The organism is Paraburkholderia sp., assembly GCF_036488795.1.
Classification (GTDB): Bacteria; Pseudomonadota; Gammaproteobacteria; order Burkholderiales; family Burkholderiaceae; genus Paraburkholderia.
In genome coordinates this window covers 17,799-43,440 of record NZ_DASXHA010000141.1, presented here as the reverse complement: position 1 = coordinate 43,440, position 25,642 = coordinate 17,799, and the positions used below count along the sequence as shown (strand labels likewise).

Below are 25,642 nucleotides of genomic sequence, written 5' to 3'. Positions count from 1 at the left end.
TTCACTGCGTGGGGGCTCCCTGAATCGTGTTGGACGGCGCGAGCGTAGCCGAAGCGCCGGTGAGCGGCGCAGCGCCGCCGTTACGCGGCGAGAGCATCGCGCGCACGCGGCCCGAAGGATTGCCCGGACCCGCGACGTCCTTACCCGCCTTGGCGGTGTAGAAGTCGTTCTGGCCGTCATAGGTGATGACGCTGCCGTGCACCGTGTCCATCACCGTCGACAGGCCCTGCAGGCGGTTCACGGTGGCGTTGGTGGTGAGCGTGGTGAGATCCAGCTTGCCGTCGTAGTCGATCCGAACCGCAGTGCCGTCGACATATTCGTTCAAACCTTCGCGCTTCTGGCGGAAATACGACAGATTGCCGCCGCTGGAGGTGCCGGTGGCGTACTGATAGCCTTGCGGATCCTGGGTGACTTCGACGCGATCGGCCTTGATCACGATCGTGCCTTTGGTGGCCACGACGTGTCCGGTGAAGATGTTGACCTGCTTCAGGTCGTCGTACGTCATGTTGTCCGCTTCAATGTTGAGCGGCTTGTCCTTGTCGGCGCGTTCGGCGTGCGCGAGCGGCGCGAAGCCGGCAAACGGCAATGCGACCAGCAGCGCGGCAAGTCCGGCGCGGCACGCGTAAAGCGCGCGCAAGCGGCCAGTATCAAAACGGTGGAACGATTCGTTCATGCAGTCACGCTGAGATGGATTACCCGGGTTGCTTCAGGGAGCTGCCGGCGGCGTCGGACGCGGCAATCGCGCCGCGGACGTTGCCGAACAGCTGCATAACCCGGGTGACGTTGTTGTAGTTCATGCCGCTGGCCGTCATGACAGACAGGCCGCGCTGAAGTTTAACCGGCTTTTCGGTCTCGATCACATCGTCGTTGACCAGCACCCGAAAATGCTGGGAATCGGCCTGCATCTGCGGGTCGCCGTCGCCGGCGGCGCGCAGGATGCGGGCGTTGTCGTACAAATCGACGATCGACGCGTCGCCGTTCACCTTGCCGGTGTCGCCGGTTGCCGTGACGATCGGCTTGCCAGGCTGGAATGCGCGGATAGCCGGCTTGACGAGGTCGCTCAATTCGTCGTCTTCATAATGGATCAGATGGGTGGCCGTCAGCCGGTACTGCGTGGCGCCGGACTGATCCAGTTCGGACACCGAGAAGTTATCGGCGAAGTAGTCCGGCGTGTGTTCCTTCGGCTTCACCTCGCCTTCGTGCGGCGGCGGCGCGGTGGCTTGCAGCAGCCACCACGTGATGCCGGCGAGCGCGGCCATCGCGACCAGCGGGATCAGCGAAGTCAGGCGAAACTGGTTCATCCGACAAGGCCCTTCTGCTGCTCGCCGCTGCAGGCTGCCGCGAGCAGTGCGTCGTATTTGTTCTGCGCGCGCAGCAGGGTATCGCACACTTCGCGCACCGCGCCGTGGCCGCCGCGCGCTTCGCTCACCCAGTGGGCGCGCGCGATCACTTCAGGATGCGAGTTGGCGGGCGCCGCGGCAAAGCCGACCTTCAGCATCACCGCGAGGTCTACCCAGTCGTCACCCATGTAGCCGCATTCCTCGGGCGTCATGCCGGTCTGCTTGAGCAGGTCGGCAAAGGCCGCGGGCTTGTTTTCAATGCCCTGGTAAAGATGCGTGATCTTCAGCTCTTGCGCGCGCACGGCGACGATGCCCGACTTGCGGCCGGTGATGATCGCCGTTTCGATGCCGGCTTGGCGCAACAGCTTCGCGCCGTGGCCGTCCATCGAGTGGAACGACTTCATCGTGTCGCCCTCGGCGGTAAACATCAGGCCGCCGTCGGTCAGCACACCGTCGACGTCGAAAATCATCAGCTTGACGCGGCGGGCGCGTTCAGTGGCAGTAAGGGGAGCGGCAGCCATCAGATCACCTTCTTCGAGAAAAGGTCGTGCATATTGAGCGCGCCAATCAGCTTGCCGGTGTCGTCGACCACCAGCATCTGGTTGATGCGATGGCGCTCCATCAGTTCCACCGCTTCGACGGCCAGATGATCCGGACCGATGGTGCGCGGGCCGGCGGTCATCACGGAGGCGATCGGCAGCGCGCGGAAGTCGCCGCTGCGTTCGAGCACGCGGCGCAGGTCGCCGTCGGTGAAGATGCCTTTGACGCGCTGGTTCTCGTCGACGATCGCCGTCATGCCCATGCGCTTGGCGGTCAGCTGAAACAGCGCGTCGCGTACTGTGGACTCGGGCATCACCATCGGCACCTGATCGCCGGTACGCATGACGTCGCGCACATAAGTGAGCAGGCGCCGGCCGAGTGCACCGCCCGGATGCGAACGCGCAAAGTCGTCCGGTCCGAAGCCGCGTGCGTCGAGCACCGCCACGGCCAGCGCGTCGCCGAGCGCGAGCGCGGCGGTGGTGCTGGCGGTGGGCGCGAGATTCATGGGGCAGGCTTCCTTCGCGACGCCGGCGTTCAGATGCACGTCGGCCAGTTGCGCGAGGCTCGAACCGGGCTTGCCGGTGATCGCAATCAGCTTGGAGCCGAGGCGCTTGACGAGCGGCAGGATCGCGATCAGCTCTTCGGATTCGCCGGAATTGGACATGGCCACGAACACGTCGTCGGCGGTGACCATGCCGAGGTCGCCGTGGCTCGCTTCGGCCGGATGCACGAAGAAGGCGGGCGTGCCGGTGCTGGCGAAGGTGGCCGCCAGCTTGCGGGCCACATGCCCTGATTTGCCAATGCCCGAGACGACCACGCGGCCGCGGCAGCTTAAGATGAAATCGATCGCCTCGACGAAACCTTCGTCGAGTTGATCGCGAAGCGCGCGCACGGCGTCCGCTTCGATGTCGAGCACGTCGCGAGCAAGCGCAAGTGCCCGGTCGCCATTGATTTTCGCTATCATTCGCGGAGTATAGCAAAGGCGTTTGTTCGCCGCGCCGGGCGCGCTCTGCCCGGCCGTTGCCCTAACCGGCCCCTCAACCTTGTCGCACGGCGGTTTGCGTGCGATGGTTACGACGACGAACCAGGACGCTTTCAGATGATTTCCCCGCTCGAAATGACGCTGTTCCTGCTGCTGGCATCGGTGGCGGGCGTCGTCGTTTTCCGTTTCCTGAACCTGCCGCCCATGCTCGGCTACCTGACGGTGGGCATCGTCGTCGGACCGCACGCGTTCGGCATCGTTCCGGATTCGCGGGGCGCGCAGAATCTGGCCGAATTCGGGGTGGTGTTCCTGATGTTCTCGATCGGCCTGGAGTTTTCGCTCGCCAAGCTGCGCGCAATGCGCCGGCTGGTGTTCGGTCTGGGCCTTCTGCAGGTGATTGGCACGGTTGCGGTGGCGGTCGCGCTCGGCTTCGTGCTGGAGCGCTGGATGCACATCACGTGGCAGGGCAGCGTCGCGCTGGGCGGCGCGCTCGCCATGTCGTCCACGGCAATCGTCAGCAAGATGCTGGCGGACCGGCTCGAGATCGAAACCGAGCATGGCCGCAACATCTTCGGCGTGCTGCTGTTCCAGGATCTGGCGGTGGTGCCGCTCCTGATCGTCATCTCGGCATTGGGCGGCAACCCTGAGAGCCTCGTGCCGTCGCTCGGACTGGCGGCGGTGAAGATCGTCGTTGCGCTGGCGTTGCTGCTGATCGTCGGGCAGCGCTTCATGACGCGCTGGTTCAATGTGGTCGCGCGGCGCCGCTCGCAGGAGCTGTTCATCCTGAACCTGCTGCTCGTGACGCTCGGGTCGGCGTTCATCACGGACAAGTTCGGCTTGTCGCTGGCGCTCGGCGCGTTCATCGCGGGCATGCTGATTGCCGAGACGCCTTACCGGCATCAGGTCGAGGAAGACATCAAGCCGTTCCGCGACGTGTTGCTCGGCCTCTTTTTCGTCACCACCGGCATGCTGCTCAATCCGGTCGTGATCTGGACGCATCCGTTGATCGTGCTGGCCTTCCTGATTGGGCCGATCGTGTTGAAGGTGGTGATGATCACCGCGTTGTCGCGCCTGTTCGGCGCCTCCCCGGGCGTGGCGATGCGCACCGCCATCGGGCTTGCCCAGGCCGGCGAATTCGGCTTCGTGCTGTTGAACCTGATTCTCGACAAGCATCTGGTGGATGCCACGCTGTTGCAGGCGATCCTCGCCGCCATGCTGCTTTCCATGCTGGCCGCGCCCTTCATGATCCAGAATGCGGATCGGATCGTGCTGCGGCTGTCCTCGACCGAATGGATGATGCAGTCTTTGCAGATGACCCGGATCGCCACGCAAAGCCTGAAGCAAAGCGGCCACACGATCATCTGCGGCTACGGCCGCGCCGGGCAGAACCTCGCGCGCATGCTCGAACACGAAGGGCTGTCGTATGTGGCGCTGGATCTGGACCCCGATCGCGTCACGGCGGCCGCGGCGGCGGGCGAGTCCGTGGTGTTCGGCGATGCCGGGCGGCGCGAGTCGCTGCTGGCGGCGGGTATCCACCGCGCGGCCGTGGTGGCCATCACCTACGCGAATACGCCGTCGGCGCTGCGCGTGCTGCACAACATCCACGAACTGGAGCCGACCCTGCCGGTGATCGTGCGTACCGTGGATGACGCCGACCTCGAAAAGCTGCTGGCGGCGGGCGCGACGGAGGTGATTCCGGAGATCGTCGAAGGCAGCCTGATGCTCGCATCGCACACGCTGGTGCTGATGGGCGTGCCGATGCGGCGGGTGGTGCGCCGTGTCGAGGAGATGCGCGACGAGCGTTATAGTCTGCTGCGCGGCTACTTCCACGGCGCCGACGACGTCGGCGACGACGACAGCCATGAGCAGGTGCGACTACAATCGGTGCCGGTCGACGAAAGCGCGGACGCGGTGGGCCGCACGCTGGCGGAGCTGGGGCTGTTCGAGCTCGGCGTCGAGGTGACGGCGATCCGCCGTCACGGCATTCGCGGCGTGGAGCCGGACCCGTCGACCAGGCTGCGCGCGAGCGACATCGTCGTGTTGCGCGGCTTGCCCGAAGCGCTCGCCGCCGCCGAAGAGCGCCTGTCGCGGCATCGCCGGGCGGGCGCGGCCACCGCTGCCTGAAACGGGTGTTTGCAGTTCGCCGCGCGCGGCCGGCGGACGTACCGCAAGTCGTAAGAAGCGCGCAGCGCAGCATTGCCGCACCAGTCATTTAAGCCTTTTACCTGGGTCCAAGGGGACCCGTCGGGAGTCATCATGTCCAACGCGCTTGCGAGCGCTCCGCTCGATGCGGCTGCGTTCGTCAAAAGCCAGATTCGCACCGTGCCTGACTGGCCGCAGGCCGGCGTGCAGTTTCGCGACATCACGCCGCTGCTGCAGCAGCCGAAGACGTTTCGCGTGCTGATCGACCTGTTCGTGCAGCGCTATATCGACGCACAGCTCGACTACGTCGCCGGCCTCGATGCGCGCGGCTTCATCTTCGGGCCGGTGCTCGCGTATGAACTGAATCTCGGCTTCATCCCGATCCGCAAGCAGGGCAAGCTGCCGTACAAGACCGCGTCCGAGTCGTATCAGCTCGAATACGGCACGGCGACCGTGGAGATCCACGAGGACGCCTGCAAGCCGGGCGACCGGATCGTGATCGTCGACGATCTGATTGCCACCGGCGGCACCATGATGGCCGGCAAGAAGCTGCTGGAGCGGCTGGGCGCGGTGGTGGTCGAAGGCGCGGCGATCATCGATCTGCCGGACCTGGGCGGCTCCGGCCTGTTGCGCTCGGCGGGCCTGCCGCTGTATACGGTGACGGAGTTCGGCGGTCACTAGAGTCCAACCCCGCGACGGATTTGCGACAAGGTAAGCAGCATGCCCAACTTCCTTCTGTTCCTCGCCACCTCGATAGCCATCACGCTGGCGCCCGGCCCCGACAATCTGCAGGTGCTCGCACGCGGCATCTCGCAGGGCCGTGCGGCAGGGCTCGTGGCCGCGCTCGGCTTTGCGGCCGGCATCACGTTTCATACCACGCTCGCTACGCTCGGCGTGGCTGCGCTGTTGCGCTCGTCGCCGCTGGCTTTCCAGGCCATCAAGTACGCGGGCGCCGCCTATCTGGTGTGGATCGGCATCAAGGCGTTGCGCAGCCAGGGGTTGGCCACCGCGCATGAGCGCCCGCCGCAGGCGCTATGGTCGGTGTTTCGTCAGAGCGTGTTCGGCAACATGATGAATCCGAAGGTGACGCTGTTCTTCCTCGTGTTCCTGCCGCAGTTCATCGACGCGCATGGCGTGCAAAGCGTGCCGCTGCAGATGCTCGAACTGGGCCTGCTGTTCATGCTGCAGACCGTCGTGGTGTTTTCGCTGTTCGGCGTGTGCGCGGGGATGATCGGCAGCTGGCTGAAGCGCCGTCCGCGCGTCGGCGTGTGGCTCGATCGTCTGGCGGGCGCGACCTTCATCGCGATCGGGATTCGCGTGGCGTTGCGCGATTGAGTTTTGTGCGGGAGCCTTCATGACTTTGCCTTGCATTACCAAAGCACGCGGCTTCGATGCGCAAGCGCATCAGCCGTTTTACATCGACGCTCAGCAGGTCGGCTGGATCCGTCGTGCCGACGTGCCGTTGCTGGCCCGCTGGCCGGATGTGTTCGCGATCGACGCGGCGGGCGTCGTGTTGTCGTCCGGCTTCGCTTCGGTCGATCTGCGCAGCGCCGCGTTGGGTGCGGTGATCGGCGCGCTCGCCGCGGAAGGGCGCATTCCGGGCTGGCGCGACGAGACGTACGCGATCCGCAACGCCTTCGACGCAGCGCCGCTCGCGTACATCGAACGCGCCGCGTCGCGCTTCTTCGGCACGATGACCTACGCGGTGCATCTGAACGGCGTCGTAGAATACGCGGACGGCGCGCCGCAACTGTGGATCGCGCGCCGCAGCGACACGAAGGCAACCGATCCGGGCATGCTGGACAACGTGGTGGCCGGCGGAATCGGCTGGGGCTTCGGCATTGCGGCCACCCTCGTCAAGGAGTGCTGGGAAGAAGCGGGCATTCCTGAAGAGATCGCGGCGCGCGCCGCGCCGGGCCGCACGCTGCATGTGCTGCAATCGCTGCCGGAAGGCACGCAGGCCGAGCAGATCTTCGTCTACGACCTTGCGTTGCCGGAAGATTTCGCGCCGCGTAATCAGGATGGCGAAGTAGGCGAACACCGGCTTGCGCGGATCGACGAAGTGGCGCGCTGGATCGAAGAAGATGCCATGACCGTCGACGCCAGCCTCGCCACGCTGGATTGCCTGCTGCGCCGCCGCTGGATCGACGCAGACGCGTGCGCAGGAATCGACGCGTTGTTCGTGCCGCCAGCCGTGGCGTAACCAGGCGCGAGGCAATGGTCAGCAGATCAACAGTGCGCAGCAGTTACGCTTCGCGCTGAACGAAATACGCATTGAAGAAGGGAGTCACCCAGGTCATGTCGACCGATCACAGCTTTATTCTCAAACTGTCGTGCGCCGACCGGCCCGGCATCGTGCATGCGGTCTCGGGCTTCCTGTTCGAGCGCGGCAGCAACATTCTGGACTCCGCGCAGTTCGGCGACAGCCATACCGGTGAGTTCTTCATGCGCGTGCATTTCCAGCAGGTGGGCGGCGACCCGGGGCTCGACGCGCTGCGCGCTTCGTTCGGCACGCTCGCCGGGCAGTTCGGCATGCGCTGGGAGTTGCACGACGCGAACGTGAAGCCGCGCGTGGTGATCATGGTGTCGAAGATCGGCCATTGCCTGAACGACTTGCTGTTCCGCTACCGCACCGGTCAGTTGGGCATCGAGATTGCGGCCATCATTTCGAACCACAAAGAGTTTTATCAGCTCGCGGCGAGCTACGACATTCCGTTCCATCACTTCCCGTTGACGTCGTCTGCGCCGGACGCGAAGGCTGCCCAGGAAGCGCGCGTACTCGAGGTAATCGACGAGCATCAGGCGGATCTGGTCGTGCTTGCGCGCTACATGCAGATTCTGTCGCCGCAGCTGTGCGAGCGCCTGCAGGGCCGCGCGATCAATATCCACCACTCGTTCCTGCCCAGCTTCAAGGGCGCGAAGCCGTACTACCAGGCGTTCGACCGCGGCGTGAAGCTGATCGGCGCGACCGCGCACTATGTGACGACGGATCTGGATGAAGGTCCGATCATCGAGCAGGAAGTGGAGCGCGTCGACCACAGCATGACGCCGGAGCAATTGACGGCGATTGGCCGCGACGTCGAATGCGTGACGCTTGCGCGCGCGGTGAAGTGGCATGTCGAACACCGCATCGTGCTGAACGGCAGCAAGACGGTGGTGTTCCGTTGATCTGACCGGTCGGGCTGCTGCGCAAAAAAAAGGCTGCCTGTCGTCATGACAGGCAGCCTTTTTTATGGACCGGTTTGGGCCTCGCTCACGCGTTCAAACCAGCCGCAAATAAATCAGTTCCCGCTTGATGTACGCGTAGAAAATCGGCGCGGCAATCACGCCGGGGATGCCGAACGCCGCTTCCATGATCAGCATCGCGATCAGCAATTCCCACGCACGCGCCTCGATCTGACCGCCGACAATGCGCGCGTTCAGGAAGTATTCGAGCTTGTGGATCAGGATCAGAAACACGAGCGACATGGTGGCCGCCGGGAAGCTGACCGAGAGCGCCACGGCGACGATGATGGTGTTGGAGATCAGATTGCCGATCACCGGCAGCAAGCCGACGATGAACGTGACGAGCACCAGCGTCTTCGAGAGCGGCAGGCGGTCGTGGAAGATGGGCAGCAGCACCAGCAGGAACAGGCCGGTGAAGGTTGCGTTGATGGCCGAAATCTTCACCTGCGCGAACACGATGCGCCGAAAGGCGTCGGAGAAGCGCGTCACGCGCGTGACGAAGGCCGTGGACAGCGGCAGCCGCTGCATGGGCCGCTGCGCGCCCACTGCGATGATCGCGCCAATGATCATGCCGATCAGGATATGGGTGAAGACGCGCGCCGCATTCTTGCCGCCTTGCTGCAACATGCCCGCGTGCGTGTGCATGAGTTCGGCTGCACGGCTTTTCATCTGGTCGGCGTCGACCGGCAGATAGTTGGCGACGAATTGCGGAATCCGGCTGCGCGCCTCGTCGATCAGCTGCATGGCTTGATCGAGCAGTTTCTGCACGCTGGGCACGTCGCCCTCGAAATGATCGATGAGGCCGATCACGAGCCCCGTCAGGCTGCCGACGATCACCACCGAGAGAATCACCACCGACAGCCAGCGCGCCCGCCCGCTGGACATATGCTTTTCGATACGCGGCGCGAGAGTCTGGATGAGCTGATACACCAGCAGGCCGGCCAGCAATGCGCCGAGCAGGTTGAGATCGAGCACCGCCCACATGCCGAGCAGCATGGCCAGGTAGCTGCCAATTTCCACCGCCGACAGTTTGGGCAGGCTCATGTCGCTCGTCAGCCTGACCGGGCGAGGGCGCAGATCCTGCACCTGCCCGTCTTCGGGCGCCTCGTTACGCTTGGTCATGGCTTATTTCCGTATCCAACCCAAAGGTTGCAGCATCACTTTTTGGCGGAAGCGCGTTTCAACAACGGCGCCAGGTATTTACCGGTAAAACTTGCCTTCGACTTCGCGACCTGTTCCGGCGTGCCTTGCGCGATGATCTGACCGCCGCCGGCGCCGCCTTCGGGACCGAGATCGATCAGCCAGTCGGCAGTTTTGATCACATCGAGATTATGCTCGATGATCACGACAGTATTGCCCTGATCACGCAAACGGTGAATCACTTCCAGCAGCAGCGCGATATCGTGGAAGTGCAGACCTGTGGTCGGTTCGTCGAGGATATACAGTGTCCGACCGGTATCGCGCTTGCTCAGTTCCAGCGAGAGTTTGACTCGCTGCGCTTCGCCGCCCGACAAGGTGGTTGCCGATTGCCCCAGGCGAATGTAGCCCAGCCCCACATCCAGCAGCGTTTTCAGCTTGCGCGCCACCACCGGCACTGCCTTGAAGAACTCGTACGCGTTTTCGACGGTGAGCTCCAGCACTTCGCTGATATTTTTGCCCTTGTACTGGACTTCCAACGTTTCGCGGTTGTAGCGCTTGCCGTGACAGACGTCGCAAGGCACGTACACGTCGGGCAAGAAGTGCATTTCCACCTTCAGCACGCCGTCGCCCTGGCACGCTTCGCAGCGGCCGCCCTTCACGTTGAACGAGAAGCGGCCCGGGTCGTAGCCGCGTTCCTTGGCAGCCGGCACGCCCGCGAACAGTTCGCGGATCGGCGTGAACACGCCGGTGTAAGTGGCCGGATTCGAGCGTGGCGTGCGGCCGATCGGCGACTGGTCGACGTTGATGACCTTGTCGAAGTGCTCGAGGCCTTCGATCGCTTCATACGGCGCCGGCTCGGCCGACGAGCCATACAGGTGATGCGCGACCGCGTGATACAGCGTGTCGTTGATCAGGGTGGACTTGCCCGAGCCGGACACGCCGGTGATGCAGGTGAGGAGGCCCACCGGCAGATCGAGCGTCACGCGCTGCAGATTGTTGCCGTACGCCTCGACGATACGCAGACGGCGCTCGTCCGGCTCCTTGCGTTCGTCCGGATACTCGATGCAGCGCGCGCCGGACAGATACTGACCGGTGATCGAAGCCGCGTCCGCCTGCACCTGGTTCGGCGTGCCTTCGGCGATCACCATGCCGCCGTGTTCGCCGGCACCGGGTCCCATGTCGACCACGTAGTCGGCCATGCGGATCATGTCCTCGTCGTGTTCGACGACGATCACCGAATTGCCCAGATCGCGCAGGTGCTTCAAGGTCGAGATCAGACGGTCGTTGTCGCGCTGATGCAGGCCGATCGACGGTTCGTCCAGCACGTACATCACGCCCGTCAGACCGGAGCCGATTTGCGAGGCCAGCCGGATGCGCTGCGCCTCCCCGCCGGATAGCGTTTCCGCGCTGCGCTCGAGGGACAGATAGTCGAGGCCCACGTTATTCAGGAACATCAGCCGCGCGACGATTTCCTTGACCACCTTGTCGGCGATTTCGCGCTTCGAGCCTTCCAGTCGCAGCGTCTGGAAATAGCCGAGCGCGTCGCGCAAGGGCCAGCCGCTGATTTCGAAGATGCCGCGCGCGTCGCCGTCCGCGCCGATCCGCACGAAGCGCGCTTCGCGTCGCAGACGGGTGCCGGCGCAGGCCGGGCAGGGCTGGTTGTTCTGGTATTTGGCGAGTTCTTCACGCACCGCGACCGAATCGGTCTCGCGGTAGCGGCGTTCGAGATTCGGGATGATCCCCTCGAACACGTGCTCGCGAATCGATGCGCGGCCCCGTTCGTTGATGTACGAGAACGGGATGGTCTGCTTGCCCGAGCCGAACAGCAGGATCTTCTTGACCTTCTCCGTCAGATCTTCGAAGGCCTCGTCGATGTCGAACTCGTAGAACGCCGCGAGACTTTGCAGCATCTGGAAGTAAAACTGGTTGCGCCGGTCCCAGCCCTTCACGGCGCCCGCCGCGAGCGACAGCGACGGATGCGCGACCACCCGTTTCGGATCGAAGAAGGTGATCTGACCGAGGCCGTCGCATTCCGGGCAGGCGCCCATCGGGTTGTTGAACGAGAACAGGCGCGGCTCGAGCTCCTGCAGCGAGTACGAGCAGATCGGGCAGGCGAACTTGGAGCTGAACAGATGCTCCTTGTCGGTGTCCATTTCGAGCGCGATGGCGCGGCCGTCGGCGAGGCGCAAGGCGGTTTCGAACGATTCGGCGAGGCGCTGCTTGATATCGGCGCGCACTTTCAGACGGTCGACCACGACGTCGATCGTATGCTTGTCGTTCTTCTTCAGTTTGGGCAGCGAGTCCACTTCGTAGATCTTCGCGACGCCCTCGTTAGCCGTGCCGCCGCCTGAGCGCACCCGAAAGCGGATGAAGCCTTGCGCCTGCATTTCTTCGAACAGTTCGACGTGCTCGCCTTTGCGGTTCGCCACCACCGGCGCGAGGATCATCAGCTTTGTGTCTTCCGGCAGCGCCAGCGCGGCGTCGACCATCTGCGAGACGCTCTGCGCTTCCAGCGGAATTTCGTGGTCCGGGCAATACGGCGTGCCGACCCGTGCGAACAAAAGTCGCAGGTAGTCGTGGATCTCCGTGACGGTGCCGACCGTAGAGCGCGGATTGTGCGACGTAGCCTTCTGTTCGATGGAAATGGCGGGGGAGAGCCCTTCGATCAGATCGACGTCGGGCTTTTCCATCAATTGCAGGAACTGGCGCGCGTAGGCAGAGAGGCTTTCGACGTAGCGCCGCTGTCCTTCCGCGTAGAGCGTGTCGAAGGCAAGCGACGATTTGCCTGAGCCCGACAGGCCCGTGATCACGATAAGCTTGTGACGTGGCAGGTCGAGACTGACGTTCTTCAGGTTGTGGGTACGAGCCCCACGGATACGGATTTGTTCCACGCGTTGATCCATTACCTGGCCATGAGCTGGCGGAAAGAGGAAGAGGCTAAACCTGCTACTATAACGACTTTTCAAGACCGCTGTTACGGCTTCCTGACGACGCGCAAGAGGCGCGGGCAGACTGTAAGGCAGCGGTCGAGCGCCGTGTTGAATGGGTTCCAGCTGGGGCCATTTTTCGCGACTACAAGGCGGCAGGAAGTGCCTGCTACCGGTGCCGGCCGCTCACGGCGGGCCGCCCGACGGTAGGCGCGCTACGGTATGCCGCCTCGCGGCACTTTACCCAGCGTGTTTCACCTTGCGAGCTCGTCTGACGGCAAGCCGTCTCGTTCATTCAAACTACGTTCCCGATGTCCAATCCGTCCGCAACATCCTCACGCATGAGCGCGCCTGAATTGCGCGCGACCGTGTCGCTCGCCGGCATTTTTGCGCTGCGCATGCTTGGCCTGTTCATGATCATGCCGGTGTTCTCGATCTACGCGAAGACGATCCCCGGCGGCGACAACGTGCTGCTCGTGGGTATCGCGCTCGGTGCGTACGGCGTGACGCAATCGCTTCTGTACATCTTCTACGGCTGGATTTCGGACAAGATCGGCCGCAAGCCGGTGATCGCGATCGGGCTTTTGATTTTCGCGCTCGGCAGCTTCGTCGCGGCGGGCGCGCACGATATGACGTGGATCATCGTCGGCCGGGTGATTCAGGGCATGGGCGCGGTATCTTCCGCGGTGCTCGCGTTCATTGCGGACCTTACCTCCGAAGAGCATCGCACCAAGGCGATGGCGATGGTGGGCGGCAGCATAGGCGTGTCGTTTGCGGTGGCGATCGTGGGCGCGCCGATCGTGTTCCAGTGGGTCGGCATGAGCGGGCTGTTCACGCTGGTCGGCATTTTCTCGATTCTGGCCGTGGGCGTGGTGCTGTGGGTCGTGCCGGACGCGCCGAAGCCGGTGCATGTGCGCGCGCCGTTTTCGGAAGTGCTGCATAACGTCGAATTGCTGCGCCTGAACTTTGGCGTGCTCGTGCTGCATGCCACGCAAACCGCGTTGTTCCTCGTGGTGCCGCGCATTCTGGTGGCGGGTGGCTTGCCGGTCGCGGCGCACTGGAAAGTCTATCTGCCGGTCATGGGACTCGCCTTCGTGATGATGGTGCCGGCCATCATCGTCGCGGAAAAGCGCGCCAAGATGAAGATGGTGCTGGTCAGTGCGATCGGTCTTATCCTGATTGGACAGTTGTTGCTGGGCGTCGCGCCGCATACCATTCTGAGTGTGGCGGCGATCCTGTTTGTCTACTTTCTGGGCTTCAATATTCTTGAGGCTTCGCAGCCTTCGCTGGTGTCGAAACTGGCGCCGGGCTCGCGCAAGGGCGCGGCGACCGGCGTGTATAACACCACCCAGTCCATCGGTCTTGCGTTGGGCGGCGTGATCGGCGGCTGGCTCTTGAAAACGGATGGACAGAGTGCTGTCTTCTTCGCCTGTTCGGGGCTGGTATTTTGCTGGCTTATAATCGCGGCAAACATGAAACAACCGCCTCGCAAGAAGGCATAACAAACTCACCGGTGGCCGGCTGAGGCGCAGTTCGGTCCCGGGCCCCCCGGCCTCGAGATGTGAAACGTGCGTTGCCGCGCCACCTGCAACGGAATCAACAGGAGAAACTCATGGCATCCGTGAACAAGGTCATTCTCGTCGGCAACCTCGGAGCCGATCCGGAAGTCCGTTACCTTCCGAGCGGTGACGCAGTGGCGAACATCCGCCTTGCAACGACGGACCGGTACAAGGACAAAACGTCCGGCGAGATGAAGGAAGCCACCGAGTGGCATCGCGTCTCGTTCTTCGGCCGTCTCGCTGAGATCGTCAACGAGTATCTGAAGAAAGGTTCGTCGGTGTATATCGAAGGTCGGATTCGTACGCGCAAGTGGCAAGCGCAAGACGGCACCGACCGTTATTCGACGGAAATCGTGGCTGAACAGATGCAAATGCTGGGTGGCCGCGGCGGCGCGATGGGCGGTGGCGGTGACGACGGCGGTTATAGCCGTGGTGAGCCGTCCGAGCGTAGCGGCGGCGGTGGCGGCCGCGTGGCGTCGGGCGGTGGCGGTGGCGCTTCGCGCGGCGGTAGCGGCGGCGGTGCGAGCCGTCCGAGCGCGCCGGCCGGCGGCGGGTTTGATGAGATGGATGACGATATTCCGTTCTGACGCCTTCCAGGCCGCTGAACCACCAGAGCGAATCGAGAAGCCCCGCACATTGAGCGGGGCTTTTTCTTTGCATCGACACCTTTGCAGCAACACCTTTGCAGCAACACCTTTGCGGCAACACCGTCTCACACGGGAGTGGTCGCCGTCCCGACCCGAATACACGCCACCCGCCGATCCCCCGTCCCGCGGGAAATCGACAGCGGCACCTCTTCCGCACACGCGCCGATTGCCTCCGGACAGCGCGTTCGAAACGCACACCCCGACGGCAGGTTCAACGGCGACGGCATCTCGCCGCTCAACACCGCGTGCTTGCGGGTCCGTTCGGTTGCCGGATCCGGACGCGGCACCGCCGACAGCAAAGCGCGCGTATAAGGATGCTGAGGCGAGCCATACACCTCGCGCTTCGTCCCCAGCTCCATCACGCGTCCCAGATACATCACCAGCACCCGGTGGCTAATCGCTTTCACCACCGCCAGATCGTGCGCGACGAACAGCAGCGACAGCGACAGCTCACGCTGCAAATCACGCAGCAGATTGACGATCTGCGCCTGAATCGACACATCCAGCGCCGACACCGGTTCATCGCAGATCACCAGCTGCGGCTCACCGACCAGCGCGCGCGCAATGCCAATCCGCTGGCACTGGCCGCCCGAAAACTCATGTGCATAGCGCGACAGATGGTGCTTGCCCAGACCCACCCGTTCGAGCATCGTTACGACGCGCGCATGAATCTCGTCACGCCCAAGTCCGGGGCGTTGCACCTTGAGCGGTTCGGCGACGATCTGCTCGATCGTCATGCGCGGATCGAGTGACGCCAGCGGGTCCTGAAACACCATCTGCACGTCTTTGCGCAGCCGCTCCATTGCAGCCGCGGGACGCTGGCCGTCGTCGCGCACCGTCTCGGTCTCGCGCCAGCGCACGCTGCCCGCCGTCACCGGCGTGAGGCCGACGATCGCCCGTGCGAGTGTCGACTTGCCACAGCCCGATTCGCCGACGAGCCCCACGGTCTCGCCGCGGCGCACATCGAACGTGATGCCTTCGACTGCCCGCAGCGTCGCCTTGCTCGACCATGGGTAAGCGCCGCGCGGCACGCGGAAATGCACTTTGAGGTCGCGCACGGACAACACCGTTTCGCCCGCTGCGCCTGAAACCACCGGAACGGCCGCGCCGCGCATCGGAGGGTTTGCTGTGCCGCCCTCACTGCGGATTGCACCCTGGGTCGCCATTTCACTCATCGCACCACCTCCGCAATCTCTGTGACCGGCCGCAGACATGCGCGCCATCCGTCGCTGATCCCCGTGATCGGCTCGAGCGCCGGCCGCGTGCCATGGCAGCGCTCGGTCGCGCACGCGCAGCGCGGCGCAAACGCGCAACCTTCGATCGCCTCGCCCGGCGCCGGCGGGTTGCCGGCAATCGTGCGCAACGGCGCTTCGTCGTCGTCAATCTCGTCCGCGCCATCCGGAATCCGCGGCAGCGCGTTCAGCAAACCGCGCGTGTACGGATGCGTCGGCGTTTCGAACAGCGCCTGCGCGCTCGCGCGCTCCACGGTGCGGCCGGCGTACATCACCATGACGTCGTCGGCGAGCCCCGCGACCACGCCCATGTCGTGCGTGATCAGAATGATCGCGGTGCCGAGGTCGCGGTTCAGCTCGCGCAGCAGTTCGATGATCTGTGCCTGCACCGTGACGTCGAGCGCGGTAGTCGGCTCGTCGGCAATCAGGATTTCCGGTTCGGTCAACAGGGCGGTTGCGATCGTCACGCGCTGGCGCATGCCGCCGGAGAACTCGTGCGGGTAACGATCAATCCGCTTCGCCGCATCCGGAATCCACACGCGCTGCAACGCGGCGATCGCCTGGCGGCGCGCTTCGCGGCGCGACACGCCGCGGTGCTGCTGCAGCGCCTCGGTCATCTGGCGCTCGACCGTCAGAAACGGATTGAGCGACGTCATCGGATCCTGAAACACCATGCCGATCCGGTCGCCGCGAATCTGGTTCATCTCGCGCGGGCTCAGCGTCAGCAGATTGCGCCCGCCGTACACCGCCTCGCCGGATGCCTGGCCGTTGCCCGGCAGCAGGCCGAGCAACGCCATCACCGTCTGACTCTTACCGGAGCCGGACTCGCCGACGATCCCCAGCGTCTTGCCTTTTTCGAGCGTGAACGACACGCGTTGCACCGCATCCACCGGCGCGCCTTCGCGGCGCGTGAAGCGCACGCCCAGGTCCTTGACTTCGAGCAACCCCATCTCAACGCTCCTTGGTATCGAGCGCGTCGCGCAGCCCGTCGCCGACGAAATTCACGCAATACAGCGTGACGCACAACATGATGGCCGGGCAGAGCAGCAGCCACGGCATCGACTCCAGCTTTTGCGCGCCGTCGTTGATCAGCACACCCCAGCTGGTCATCGGCTCCTGCACGCCGAGACCCAGAAACGACAGCACCGACTCGGTCAGCACGATGCCCGGCACCGTCACCGTCGCGTACACCACCACCACGCCGAGCAGGTTCGGCACGATGTGCCGCGCGATGATCGATGGCGTCTTCACGCCGGTGGCGCGCGCCGCATCGATGAATTCGCGCGTGCGCAGCGAGAGCGTCTGGCCGCGCACGACGCGCGCCATATCGAGCCACGAGAATGCGCTGATGGTCAGCACCACCAGATAAAAGGCGCGGCCGAACAGCGTCATCATCAGGATGGCGATCAGCATGTAGGGAATCGCGTACATCATGTCGACGATACGCATCATCACCGCGTCAGTGCGCCCGCCGATGTAGCCGGCCGTCGCCCCCCACGCCACGCCGATCAGCCCCGACACCAGCGTGCCGAGCAAGCCGACTTCGAGCGACACGCGGCCGCCAGCGAGCGTGCGCACCAGCAGGTCGCGGCCGAGTTCGTCGGTGCCGAACCAGTGCTGGCCTTGCAGCGTGGGCGCAATGCTGATCGCGGACCAGTCATTGGCGGTGGGGTCGTTGGACAGGAAGAGCGGACCGGCAAAACACACCAGCACGATCAACGCGAGAATCACGAGGCTCGCAAGCGCGGCGCGATTGCGCAGGAAGTGGGCAAACGCGAGCGCCAACGGGCTACGCGAACGCGGTCTGTTGCCAGGTGAGCCCGTAGAGGCGGCGGGCGCGGCGGGAGTGGATGAGTTCATGACTTTGCTGGCAAATGTCGGTGAGCAAGCTGGCTATAGGGAAATGATCCGCAGGGAAACCAATGCGGGCGCCTCAGTAGCGGATGCGCGGGTCGAGCCACGCGTAGGCCAGATCGACGAGCAGGTTGAACAGCACCGCTGCGACCGTCGTCAGCACGACGAGCCCGAGCACCAGCGTGTAATCGCGATTGATCGCGCCGTCCACCACCAGCTGGCCGAGACCCGGCAGCGCGAACACCGATTCCGTGACCACCGCGGCGGTGATCGACGAAATGCAGATCGAACCGAGCAGCGAGACCACCGGCATCAGCGCGGGCTTCATGGCGTGCCGCAGCACGATCACGTGGCCGGGCAGACCTTTGGCGCGCGCGGTGCGGATGAAGTTGCCCGACAGCACCTCGATCATGCTGCCGCGCATCACCCGCGCAATCGACGACACGTTGATGATCACCAGCAGGGCCATCGGCAGGACGCGATAGTGCCAGCCGCCGTCGCCCCAGCCGCCGGCGGGCAGCCAGCCATGGCCGTCCGAACGCTTGAGCAGGATGGCGAAGATCCACACCAGTACCGGACCGAGCACGAACGGCGGCACCACGTTGCCGAGATTGCCCAGCAGCATCACCACGCGGTCGGTCAAGCCGTCGCGGCGCACCGCGGAGGCCGTGCCGAGCGCGACGCCCAGCACCAGCGCGATCGGCACGGACAAGCCGCCCACTCCGAGGCTGACCGGCAGCGCCTTGCTCACCAGGTCGTTGACGGACCAGTCGACGTAGCGCGTCGACGGCCCGAGGTCACCGTGCAGCAGCGCGTCCAGATACAGCAGGTACTGCTTCCACAGCGGCAGGTCGAGGTGGTATTTCGCGTTGAGGTTGGCAAGCGTGGCCGCGGCCAGATGCTTGTCGGTATCGAACGGGCCGCCGGGCGTCAGGTGCAGCATCAGATAGCACACGGTGATGACGGCGAGAACGGTGGGAATGACCCACAGGGTGCGGCGCAGCGCGTAAGCGAGCATGACGGATCTCGTTGCTTCGGTGGTCGATGGTCAGCGATCAGTGGGCCAGCAGGTACATGTCCTGCGACGCGCGCTGGTCGACATAGTTGGTCGGCAGATAGCCGCCCACGTACGACTTCACGAGCCGGTCCGCCGAGTACTGGAAGAGCGGAATCAACGGCGTGTCGTTCATCGCCAGATTGTGCGCCTGCGTGAGCAGGGCAGTGCGTTTCTGGTCGTCGAGCTGGGCGTTGGCCTGGTCGATCAGCGCATCGACTCGCGGATTGCAGTACTGCTGGTCGTTCTGCACGCTGCCGCAGCGCAGTTGATCGAAGTACGACATGGCGTCGTTATAGTCGACGAACCAGCCATCGCGCGATGCCTGGATCTTGCCCGCATGGCGCTCGCTCAGCAGCACCTTGTACTCGACGTTTTCCAGCTTGACGTTCGCGCCGAGCTTGGTGCGCCACTCTGAGGTCGCGAACAGCGCGACCTTCTTGTGCAGATCGTTCGTGTTGTAGGTGAGCGTGAAGGTGAGCGGTTTGGCGTCGGAATAACCGGCGGCTTTCAGCAGACCGCGCGCGTACTCGATGCGTTTGGGCATCGGCCAGCTCGCCCAGTCCGGTTTGTAGACGTCGGCGCCTTTGGTGCCTTGCGCGATCAGGCCATACATCGGCACTTCGCCTGCCTGCGTGAGCCGCGACGTGAGCAGGTCGCGATCGATCACCATCGACAGCGCCTGGCGCACGCGCGGGTCACGGAAGGCCGGATCCGGATCGTTCAGGCTGTAGAAGTAGGTGGCAATCTGCAGGCCGGTGCGCAGTTCCTTGCCGAACTGCTTCGCGACTTGCGTGTAGATGCCGGAGGGAATCGCGTACGTGTAATCGAGCTGGCCGGACTGATACATGCGCATCGCCGTCTCGTCGCTTTCGACCATCGCGTAGGTCACTGAGGAAATCACCACGTGCTGGGCGTTCCAGTAATTCGGGTTCTTCACGATCACGATGCGGTTGTTCGGCTCCCACGTGGTCAGCTTGTATGCGCCGTTGCTCACCAGATTGCCGGGGCGCGTCCAGCTGTCGCCGAACTTCGTCACCGTGTCCTTGTTCACCGGCGCCATCGTCGCCATGGCGGCAAGCTCGGGGAAGAACGCGGCCGGCACTTCGGTCTTCACTTCAAGCGTGTACGGGTCCAGCGCGCGGGCACCCAGCGACGTGAGCGGGGCCTTGCCGGCGATGATCGATTTGGCGTTCTTGATGAATTCGACGAGGATCGTGTATTTCGAACCGGTCTTCGGATCCAGCACGCGTTGCCACGAATACACGAAGTCCGCCGCAGTGACCGGCTGGCCGTTGCTCCACTTCGCGTCATGACGCAGCTTGAAGACCCACGTGTCCGGCGCCGTGCGCGTCCACGACAGCGCGACGCCCGGCACCACGGCACCCGAGGCGTCGAGACGCGTGAGGCCCTCGAACAGGTCGAGGCCGATGGTGTTGCCGGTCCACGATTCGATATGAGCGGGGTCGAGCGATTCGACTTCGGTCGGCACCTGGCGCGTGATGTCCTGTTTCGCCGCGAGCGAGACGCCGGGCGGCACCGTGACCGCCGACGCGCCGCCGGCCAATGTGAACATGAGCGCAACGAGCGCCGCACTGCAAGAACGCGACAGTTTCATAGCCTGATCAGAGAGATGATGAGAGAACGGGGAAAAGAAAGGCAATGCCGTGGCACGACGACGCTCGCATCAGTCCGAGGGGCAAGCGGCCCCTGCCAGGACGGCAGCGTGCGAGGGTGTGTCCGGTGAGATGTCTCGCGGCCATCGCGCGGGCGGATGGCTCAGGGTAGTGGGGTAGTGCGGGTCTTGCGGCGCCAGTCGGTGCTTACCCGGTGCTTCGATGCCGGCGGCCAATACCATTTTCATACGTTTCACTTACCGTTCTTCCTGTCGTTAAAGCCACAATCTTGGCGCTTTCCATATTGAAAGTTCCATCAGGGTGCGGCGCCGATTGTGTCGGCGGCACGCTGGTTTGAGGCGACGGCAGCAACAGCAGAACACATGCCAGCGGACGGTTCGCGCTCCGTGAAACGCTGCGCCGCCTCTGCGACCTGCATGCGACATGCTTGATCTGATTACAAAAAGAACCGTTGGATAGGCGCCCGTATGGATGCCCGGCGTCCCGGTTGGCTTCGAGCTTATATCACGCTGAAAGTCCGCCAGGATTGGGCGTTCAAAAACTAGAGGGAATCGTCTACGGTATTCTGGTGCAGGATTCGCACCGCTTCGATTGGCCCGTGCAGCATCACGCAACCTGCGTTCGAGGCCCTCACGGCTCGACCGACACCGACCGCTTCAGACACCGCAGCGCAAAGGTCGAGCGGCTATTCTGAAACCCCGGCAGCCGGTACAGCTTGCGCCGCAAAAACGACTCGTACCCTTCGGTACCCGCCACCGCGACCTTGATCAGATAGTCGTATTCGCCGGAGATGAGGAACGCCTCGACGACCTCCGGCAAATCCGCAAGCGCCTCGCCGAAGCGCTCGAGCGTGCGTTCGTCGTGCTTGTCCAGCGTCACCTCGATGATGACGGTATCGGGCAGACCCAACGCCTTCTGGTTGAGCAGCGCCGCATATCCTTCGATCACCCCCGCTTCCTCCAGCGCACGCACCCGGTTCCAGCAAGGCGTGGCCGACAGGCCGACGCGCTCGGCCAGTCTGGCGTTGGACAGGCGGCCGTCGCCGCGCAGTTCGCGCAGGATGCGTTGATCGATGGCGTCGAGCTTGATGGACATGGATGTAGGCATCTGCAAAAGAATCGTCTTTAAATGGCTTGTACTGCAGGCGATGTTTCTGCCGCGGGAGCCATGATGCCAGACAAAACAGAAGAAATCTCCAGAATTGGCCTCGTACACTCTTGCGATCGAGACGTGCTGAACGACAGCCGCCTCGCCTTTACTCCGCAGGCCTCCGCGATCCGGAAGGCCTGCGGTCTCGCGTGAAGCGATCGCTTCGCGCGGATCCCGATCTGCCCGCCCACAAGGAAGGAAACCTGATGGACCGACTGACGACCACCGCTGCCGGCACCCTGTTCGGATTGCACGGCGAACCCGCCCACGAACGCATCGTGCTGGCCACCGACGCAGCCTCCGGCCTGCAAGCCATTGTTGCCGTCTACAGCACGGCTCGCGGCCCCGCGTTCGGCGGCTGCCGCTTCTGGCAATACGCGTCGGACCATGAGGCGTACAACGACGCCCTGCGTCTTTCGCAAGGCATGGCCTTCAAGAACGCACTCGCCGATCTGCCGTTCGGCGGCGGCAAGGCGGTGATCCTGCGCCGTCCGGAAACGCTCGACCGTGCCGCGCTCTTCAAGGCGTTCGGTCGGCTGGTGGAGTCGCTGGAAGGCATTTACATCACCGCCGAGGACGTCGGCACGACCGCCGACGACATGCGCGCCGTGCAAGGCGAAACCCGCTACGTGAGCGGCATTCCGCGCGCCAATGACGTGTATGGCGGCAACCCGTCGCCGCGAACCGCATATGGCGTGTTCGTCGGTTTGATGGCCGCGGTCGAAGCGGCGCTCGGGCGCAAGTCGCTGGACGGCGTATCGGTAGCGGTGCAGGGTCTCGGCTCGGTGGGTTGGGATCTGTGCGAGCGTCTGCATCAAGCGGGCGCGCAACTGATCGTGTCGGACATCGACGCCGGCAAGACCGCTCGCGCGCAGCAACATTTCAATGCGCGCGTGGTGAGCACGACGGAAATCACCGGCGTCGAAGCCGACGTGTTTGCACCGTGCGCGCTGGGCGGTTCGATCACGGAGTCGGTGGCCGCGCAGTGCCGCTTCAAGGTGGTAGCCGGCGGCGCGAACAACCAGTTGCTCTCGCTGGCTGAAGGCGACGTGCTGCATCGGCGCGGCATTTTCTACGCGCCGGACTTCCTCGTGAACGCAGGCGGCATCATTAGTTGTGTGCGGGAATATCAGGGTTCGGCCGAAGAGCAGGCGGTACTCGCGGAAGTCGCGCAAATCGGTCCGCGCGTGTTCGAACTCGCGGAGCGCGTGCAGGCCACGGGTGTCGCGCCGGCGCGCGCGGCGGTGGCGTGGGCGCGCGAGAAGATGGTCGCCTGCTGAGGCGAATCACAGCCCGGCGCCGTTGCAATCGCGGCGGCGCCGGAACCACAAAGGGGCGTCCTGTGATGAACAGGACGCCCCTTTGTATTTGGGCCTTGCGTCACGCTTACCGGTTCAGGTGGGCAAGCGCATCGCGCATGGGCTGACTCGAAATCACGATCGGGCCGGAGAACGGTGTATCCAGATCGACCATCACGTAGACGGCTGAGGCGATCGAAAGCGCGCCCATCGTGATCATCACCAGCGCCAGCGCATTGCGCGGCGCGATCAGGCCAAAACTCAGGAAGATGACGATCAGCCAGAACGTCAGCGTCATGAAGAACGGCTTCGAGATCGTGCTGTGCGCTTCTTCGATCAGCTTCCAGCGCTGATCTATGGTCCGCTGGAATTGCACGATGCTGTCGTCTTTCAGCTTCTGATGGTACACATCCGGCGCAACCAGTTCCCGCAGCCTTTGACCCGCGAGATTGAGCATGTCGCCGAGGCGCACGTCTTCCAGCTTGTCCCGATCGTTCTCCGGGCCCACGTCCTTCGGATAATAGTCGCCGGCAGGAAACGGTTCGTCCGGCCAGGTGCTGGCAATCGCCGCGGCGGTGTAGGCGCGCAGCATTTGCCGCACCTCGGCGGCGCCTTCGCCATATTGGCGCAACGTGGCGTTGAGTTCGATCAGATCGGCGGAATACGTGCGGAAATCGGTGCCGACCGTGTCGAAGCTGTTTTTCGCGGATGCGGTCATCAAGCCCAGCACCAGCGCCGCGAAGGTGACGAGCATGCCGATCACCAGCTGGATGAGCTGCACTGTTTCGTGCGCCTTGTGCTCTTCGGGCAGCAGCGGCCTGACGAAGACGCCCACCCCCGTGCTGATCAGCAGCAAGGCGAACACCACCAGGGCAGACCCGATCTCATACATGGCGCGGCGCTCCGCGGAAACGGCGTTTCGCTACTTTCCATCAAGTCGCGAATGAGGACAAGGTCGAAACGTGCCGTCCGGTTCGAAGCCCGAAGAGCCCTTCGGGTTGCAAAGCGCTCAATATTCAGGATCACGAGAGGAACGGTAAGGAACTCCGAATCGCGGACCAGCCAGCCGCAACAGGCGCTCAGGCCAATCGCCCGGCCCGACTATAAAGTTTTTTTTAATCTGGCCGTAGTCCATCTGTGAGGCGCTCGCTTAAATATCAATCAAGTTGCGGACCTGGCCCATGCGGCCTGGGCGCAGCACGCCTGAGGAGAAGTCTTTGCTGACCTCCGCCGGGTAAGCCCAAAGGAGACCAGTCCGTGTTGAAAAATCTGTCCATTCGCGCCTGCCTGACCGTGATGATCGCCTTCTTCGGCGTCGTACTGCTGATCGGAGCGGCGGCCGGGCTGCTATCTCTGCGCGCGAGCAACGCTTCGCTGCAGCAGATGTATACGGTGGACACCCCCGCGGTTGCCGATCTCGAAGGCAGCGCCGGCCAGTTGTTGCGCCTGCGCCTCGCGTTGGCCACGTACGCGTCGTTATCCGATCTCAACGATCAGGATGGCGCGTCGGCAGTGCTGCAACGCTTTGATCAGTATCTCAAAGTATCGAACGACCGCCTCGCCCACTATGTGAGCCGTGCTGGTTCGGATGACGAAGAACAGCATCTCATCAAGGATATGCAGGACAAGCGCGACACGTTCCTGCACGACGGCGTCGAGCCGGCCATGGCTGCGCTCAAGTCCGGCGACAAGGCCACCTTCCAGCAATTGCAGGCGCACAAGCTGCCGTCGCTCTACAACGCCTACGAAAAATCGATGCTCACGCTTGAGAAGCTGCAGCTCGATCACGGCGCGCAACGCTATCAGGACGCGCAAGACCGGTTCTATGCGATCAGCGTGGCGGTCGCGGTGGGCATGGTGCTGGCGCTGCTGCTCGCCTGGCTGGGACGGCTGGTGCTGGTGCGTGCGATCGTGCATCCGGTCGATGCGACGATCGCGCAGTTTCAGCGTATCGCGAGTGGCGATCTGACCGGCAGGATCGATGCGACGAGCAACAACGAGATGGGCAAGCTCGCCACCGCGCTGCGCAAGATGCAGGACTCGCTGATTTCGACGGTGAGCACGGTGCGTCAAGGCACGGAATCGATCGACACGGGCGTGAGCGAAATCGCCGCCGGCAACGCGGACTTGTCGCAACGTACCGAAGAGCAGGCGGCATCGCTGGAAGAAACCGCGGCGAGCATCGAAGAACTCACGTCGACCGTCAAGCAGACCGCCGAGAACGCCAGACAGGCAAGCACGCTCGCGCAAGGCGCGTCGAGCCTCGCCGCCCAGGGCGGCGAGCTCACGCAACAGGTGGTCGGCACGATGAATCACATGGTCGACGATTCGCGCCGCATCGCGGACATCGTCGGCGTGATCGAAGGCATTGCGTTCCAGACCAATATTCTCGCGCTCAACGCCGCCGTTGAAGCGGCGCGGGCAGGCGAACAGGGTCGGGGTTTCGCGGTGGTCGCAAGCGAAGTGCGCTCGCTCGCGCAGCGCAGCGCCGGCGCGGCAAAGGAGATCAAAGGCTTGATCGACGAATCGACTTCGCGTGTGCAGTCGGGCGCGCAACTGGTCGAACGGTCCGGCTCGACGATGACCGAGATCGTCAATGCAATTGCTCGCGTGAGCGCGATCATGGGTGAGATCGCCGCCGCCGCGAACGAACAGAGCACGGGTATCGATCAGGTAAACCTGGCGGTCGCGCAGATGGACGAGGTCACGCAGCAGAATGCGGCGCTCGTCGAACAGGCCGCGGCTGCGGCGAGCTCGCTGGAAGATCAGGCGCGCCGTCTGACGGCTGCGGTGGCGGTGTTCCGCACCGAGTCGAACGGCTCGTCGTCGGACGCCCGCGCGCGCCTCGCAAGCAGCCTGCGCGCGAATGCCGGCCTTGCGGCCGCCGCGGCTTCCGCATAAGCGAACGGTCCGAAC

General features: G+C 64.0%; 22 protein-coding genes. 9 read left to right on the top strand and 13 right to left on the bottom strand.

What is annotated here, in order from left to right:
- Nucleotide 1: 1 nt before the first annotated feature.
- From lptA to kdsD, 4 genes are read right to left on the bottom strand one after another with little or no spacing between them, the layout of a single operon-like run.
- Nucleotides 2–673 (bottom strand): lipopolysaccharide transport periplasmic protein LptA, encoded by a 672-nt coding sequence (gene lptA / locus VGH41_RS20845; protein WP_331599452.1) that lies wholly within the window; start codon nucleotides 671–673, stop codon nucleotides 2–4.
- A 19-nt stretch (nucleotides 674–692) separates the two neighbouring features.
- Complete coding sequence (lptC, locus tag VGH41_RS20840; RefSeq protein WP_331599451.1) at nucleotides 693–1,301, bottom strand: LPS export ABC transporter periplasmic protein LptC; 609 nt, start codon at nucleotides 1,299–1,301, stop codon at nucleotides 693–695.
- The gene (locus VGH41_RS20835; protein WP_331599450.1) at nucleotides 1,298–1,861 is read right to left on the bottom strand and encodes an HAD family hydrolase; all 564 of its coding nucleotides are present in this window, start codon (nucleotides 1,859–1,861) and stop codon (nucleotides 1,298–1,300) included. The genes lptC and VGH41_RS20835 overlap by 4 nt, the downstream gene beginning before the upstream one ends.
- Entirely contained in the window at nucleotides 1,861–2,844 is a 984-nt protein-coding gene (gene kdsD / locus VGH41_RS20830; RefSeq protein ID WP_331599449.1) for an arabinose 5-phosphate isomerase KdsD, read from the bottom strand. Before kdsD ends, VGH41_RS20835 begins: the two co-directional genes overlap by 1 nt.
- A 135-nt stretch (nucleotides 2,845–2,979) precedes the next feature.
- Between kdsD and VGH41_RS20825 the strand changes: the two genes are divergently transcribed.
- From VGH41_RS20825 to purU, 5 genes are all read left to right on the top strand, one after another.
- On the top strand, nucleotides 2,980–4,986 hold the full coding sequence (locus VGH41_RS20825) for a cation:proton antiporter (RefSeq protein ID WP_331599448.1): 2,007 nt from the start codon (nucleotides 2,980–2,982) through the stop codon (nucleotides 4,984–4,986).
- Between the two features lie 132 nt (nucleotides 4,987–5,118).
- Nucleotides 5,119–5,685: an adenine phosphoribosyltransferase gene (locus VGH41_RS20820; protein WP_331599447.1), complete on the top strand. Its 567-nt coding sequence runs from the start codon at nucleotides 5,119–5,121 to the stop codon at nucleotides 5,683–5,685.
- Nucleotides 5,686–5,724: 39 nt separating this feature from the next.
- The gene (locus tag VGH41_RS20815; protein ID WP_331599446.1) at nucleotides 5,725–6,339 is read left to right on the top strand and encodes a LysE family translocator; all 615 of its coding nucleotides are present in this window, start codon (nucleotides 5,725–5,727) and stop codon (nucleotides 6,337–6,339) included.
- 19 nt (nucleotides 6,340–6,358) lie between these two features.
- Nucleotides 6,359–7,207, top strand: a complete 849-nt coding sequence (locus tag VGH41_RS20810; protein ID WP_331599445.1) for an NUDIX hydrolase — start codon at nucleotides 6,359–6,361, stop codon at nucleotides 7,205–7,207.
- A 95-nt stretch (nucleotides 7,208–7,302) separates the two neighbouring features.
- The gene (purU, locus tag VGH41_RS20805; RefSeq protein ID WP_331599478.1) at nucleotides 7,303–8,172 is read left to right on the top strand and encodes a formyltetrahydrofolate deformylase; all 870 of its coding nucleotides are present in this window, start codon (nucleotides 7,303–7,305) and stop codon (nucleotides 8,170–8,172) included.
- 93 nt (nucleotides 8,173–8,265) lie between these two features.
- Here the strand turns inward: purU and VGH41_RS20800 are convergent, their stop codons facing one another.
- The gene (locus tag VGH41_RS20800) at nucleotides 8,266–9,351 is read right to left on the bottom strand and encodes an AI-2E family transporter (protein WP_331599444.1); all 1,086 of its coding nucleotides are present in this window, start codon (nucleotides 9,349–9,351) and stop codon (nucleotides 8,266–8,268) included.
- A gap of 35 nt (nucleotides 9,352–9,386) precedes the next feature.
- A complete protein-coding gene (gene uvrA, locus VGH41_RS20795; protein ID WP_331599442.1) occupies nucleotides 9,387–12,260 on the bottom strand; it encodes an excinuclease ABC subunit UvrA in 2,874 nt (957 codons plus the stop codon).
- Between the two features lie 347 nt (nucleotides 12,261–12,607).
- Here uvrA and VGH41_RS20790 point away from each other — a divergent pair, with 347 nt between their 5' ends.
- Both VGH41_RS20790 and VGH41_RS20785 read left to right on the top strand, forming a co-directional pair.
- The gene (locus VGH41_RS20790; RefSeq protein ID WP_331599441.1) at nucleotides 12,608–13,798 is read left to right on the top strand and encodes an MFS transporter; all 1,191 of its coding nucleotides are present in this window, start codon (nucleotides 12,608–12,610) and stop codon (nucleotides 13,796–13,798) included.
- A 110-nt stretch (nucleotides 13,799–13,908) separates the two neighbouring features.
- Complete coding sequence (locus tag VGH41_RS20785) at nucleotides 13,909–14,442, top strand: single-stranded DNA-binding protein (protein WP_331599440.1); 534 nt, start codon at nucleotides 13,909–13,911, stop codon at nucleotides 14,440–14,442.
- 125 nt (nucleotides 14,443–14,567) lie between these two features.
- Here VGH41_RS20785 and VGH41_RS20780 read toward each other — a convergent pair whose 3' ends face one another.
- From VGH41_RS20780 to VGH41_RS20755, 6 genes are all read right to left on the bottom strand, one after another.
- Nucleotides 14,568–15,725, bottom strand: a complete 1,158-nt coding sequence (locus VGH41_RS20780) for an ABC transporter ATP-binding protein (RefSeq protein ID WP_414696689.1) — start codon at nucleotides 15,723–15,725, stop codon at nucleotides 14,568–14,570.
- The gene (locus VGH41_RS20775) at nucleotides 15,674–16,684 is read right to left on the bottom strand and encodes an ABC transporter ATP-binding protein (RefSeq protein ID WP_331599439.1); all 1,011 of its coding nucleotides are present in this window, start codon (nucleotides 16,682–16,684) and stop codon (nucleotides 15,674–15,676) included. The genes VGH41_RS20780 and VGH41_RS20775 overlap by 52 nt, the downstream gene beginning before the upstream one ends.
- 1 nt (nucleotide 16,685) lies before the next feature.
- Complete coding sequence (locus VGH41_RS20770) at nucleotides 16,686–17,594, bottom strand: ABC transporter permease (protein ID WP_331599438.1); 909 nt, start codon at nucleotides 17,592–17,594, stop codon at nucleotides 16,686–16,688.
- A gap of 73 nt (nucleotides 17,595–17,667) precedes the next feature.
- On the bottom strand, nucleotides 17,668–18,606 hold the full coding sequence (locus VGH41_RS20765; RefSeq protein WP_331599437.1) for an ABC transporter permease subunit: 939 nt from the start codon (nucleotides 18,604–18,606) through the stop codon (nucleotides 17,668–17,670).
- A 37-nt stretch (nucleotides 18,607–18,643) separates the two neighbouring features.
- Complete coding sequence (locus VGH41_RS20760; protein ID WP_331599435.1) at nucleotides 18,644–20,260, bottom strand: peptide ABC transporter substrate-binding protein; 1,617 nt, start codon at nucleotides 20,258–20,260, stop codon at nucleotides 18,644–18,646.
- A 649-nt stretch (nucleotides 20,261–20,909) separates the two neighbouring features.
- Nucleotides 20,910–21,386, bottom strand: a complete 477-nt coding sequence (locus VGH41_RS20755) for an Lrp/AsnC family transcriptional regulator (RefSeq protein ID WP_331599434.1) — start codon at nucleotides 21,384–21,386, stop codon at nucleotides 20,910–20,912.
- Between the two features lie 248 nt (nucleotides 21,387–21,634).
- Between VGH41_RS20755 and VGH41_RS20750 the strand changes: the two genes are divergently transcribed.
- Nucleotides 21,635–22,708: a Leu/Phe/Val dehydrogenase gene (locus VGH41_RS20750; protein ID WP_331599433.1), complete on the top strand. Its 1,074-nt coding sequence runs from the start codon at nucleotides 21,635–21,637 to the stop codon at nucleotides 22,706–22,708.
- 106 nt (nucleotides 22,709–22,814) lie between these two features.
- On the opposite strand, the gene VGH41_RS20745 is transcribed toward VGH41_RS20750, so the two are convergent.
- Nucleotides 22,815–23,618 carry a hypothetical protein gene (locus tag VGH41_RS20745; protein ID WP_331599432.1) on the bottom strand — a complete coding sequence of 268 codons (804 nt, stop codon included), beginning with the start codon at nucleotides 23,616–23,618 and terminating at the stop codon, nucleotides 22,815–22,817.
- Between the two features lie 365 nt (nucleotides 23,619–23,983).
- Here VGH41_RS20745 and VGH41_RS20740 point away from each other — a divergent pair, with 365 nt between their 5' ends.
- Complete coding sequence (locus tag VGH41_RS20740) at nucleotides 23,984–25,627, top strand: methyl-accepting chemotaxis protein (protein ID WP_331599431.1); 1,644 nt, start codon at nucleotides 23,984–23,986, stop codon at nucleotides 25,625–25,627.
- Nucleotides 25,628–25,642: the final 15 nt, after the last annotated feature.

Coding starts and splice junctions, on each gene's coding strand:
- VGH41_RS20800 (WP_331599444.1), bottom strand. CDS start 9,351: ATGACCAAGCGTAACGAGGCGCCCGAAGACGGGCAGGTGCAGGATCTG.
- VGH41_RS20755 (WP_331599434.1), bottom strand. CDS start 21,386: ATGCCTACATCCATGTCCATCAAGCTCGACGCCATCGATCAACGCATC.
- VGH41_RS20775 (WP_331599439.1), bottom strand. CDS start 16,684: ATGGGGTTGCTCGAAGTCAAGGACCTGGGCGTGCGCTTCACGCGCCGC.
- VGH41_RS20820 (WP_331599447.1), top strand. CDS start 5,119: ATGTCCAACGCGCTTGCGAGCGCTCCGCTCGATGCGGCTGCGTTCGTC.
- kdsD (WP_331599449.1), bottom strand. CDS start 2,844: ATGATAGCGAAAATCAATGGCGACCGGGCACTTGCGCTTGCTCGCGAC.
- VGH41_RS20780 (WP_414696689.1), bottom strand. CDS start 15,725: ATGGCGCGCATGTCTGCGGCCGGTCACAGAGATTGCGGAGGTGGTGCG.
- VGH41_RS20825 (WP_331599448.1), top strand. CDS start 2,980: ATGATTTCCCCGCTCGAAATGACGCTGTTCCTGCTGCTGGCATCGGTG.
- VGH41_RS20835 (WP_331599450.1), bottom strand. CDS start 1,861: ATGGCTGCCGCTCCCCTTACTGCCACTGAACGCGCCCGCCGCGTCAAG.
- VGH41_RS20770 (WP_331599438.1), bottom strand. CDS start 17,594: ATGAACTCATCCACTCCCGCCGCGCCCGCCGCCTCTACGGGCTCACCT.
- VGH41_RS20745 (WP_331599432.1), bottom strand. CDS start 23,618: ATGTATGAGATCGGGTCTGCCCTGGTGGTGTTCGCCTTGCTGCTGATC.
- VGH41_RS20750 (WP_331599433.1), top strand. CDS start 21,635: ATGGACCGACTGACGACCACCGCTGCCGGCACCCTGTTCGGATTGCAC.
- VGH41_RS20760 (WP_331599435.1), bottom strand. CDS start 20,260: ATGAAACTGTCGCGTTCTTGCAGTGCGGCGCTCGTTGCGCTCATGTTC.
- VGH41_RS20785 (WP_331599440.1), top strand. CDS start 13,909: ATGGCATCCGTGAACAAGGTCATTCTCGTCGGCAACCTCGGAGCCGAT.
- lptC (WP_331599451.1), bottom strand. CDS start 1,301: ATGAACCAGTTTCGCCTGACTTCGCTGATCCCGCTGGTCGCGATGGCC.
- VGH41_RS20765 (WP_331599437.1), bottom strand. CDS start 18,606: ATGCTCGCTTACGCGCTGCGCCGCACCCTGTGGGTCATTCCCACCGTT.
- lptA (WP_331599452.1), bottom strand. CDS start 673: ATGAACGAATCGTTCCACCGTTTTGATACTGGCCGCTTGCGCGCGCTT.
- purU (WP_331599478.1), top strand. CDS start 7,303: ATGTCGACCGATCACAGCTTTATTCTCAAACTGTCGTGCGCCGACCGG.
- VGH41_RS20810 (WP_331599445.1), top strand. CDS start 6,359: ATGACTTTGCCTTGCATTACCAAAGCACGCGGCTTCGATGCGCAAGCG.
- VGH41_RS20790 (WP_331599441.1), top strand. CDS start 12,608: ATGTCCAATCCGTCCGCAACATCCTCACGCATGAGCGCGCCTGAATTG.
- VGH41_RS20815 (WP_331599446.1), top strand. CDS start 5,725: ATGCCCAACTTCCTTCTGTTCCTCGCCACCTCGATAGCCATCACGCTG.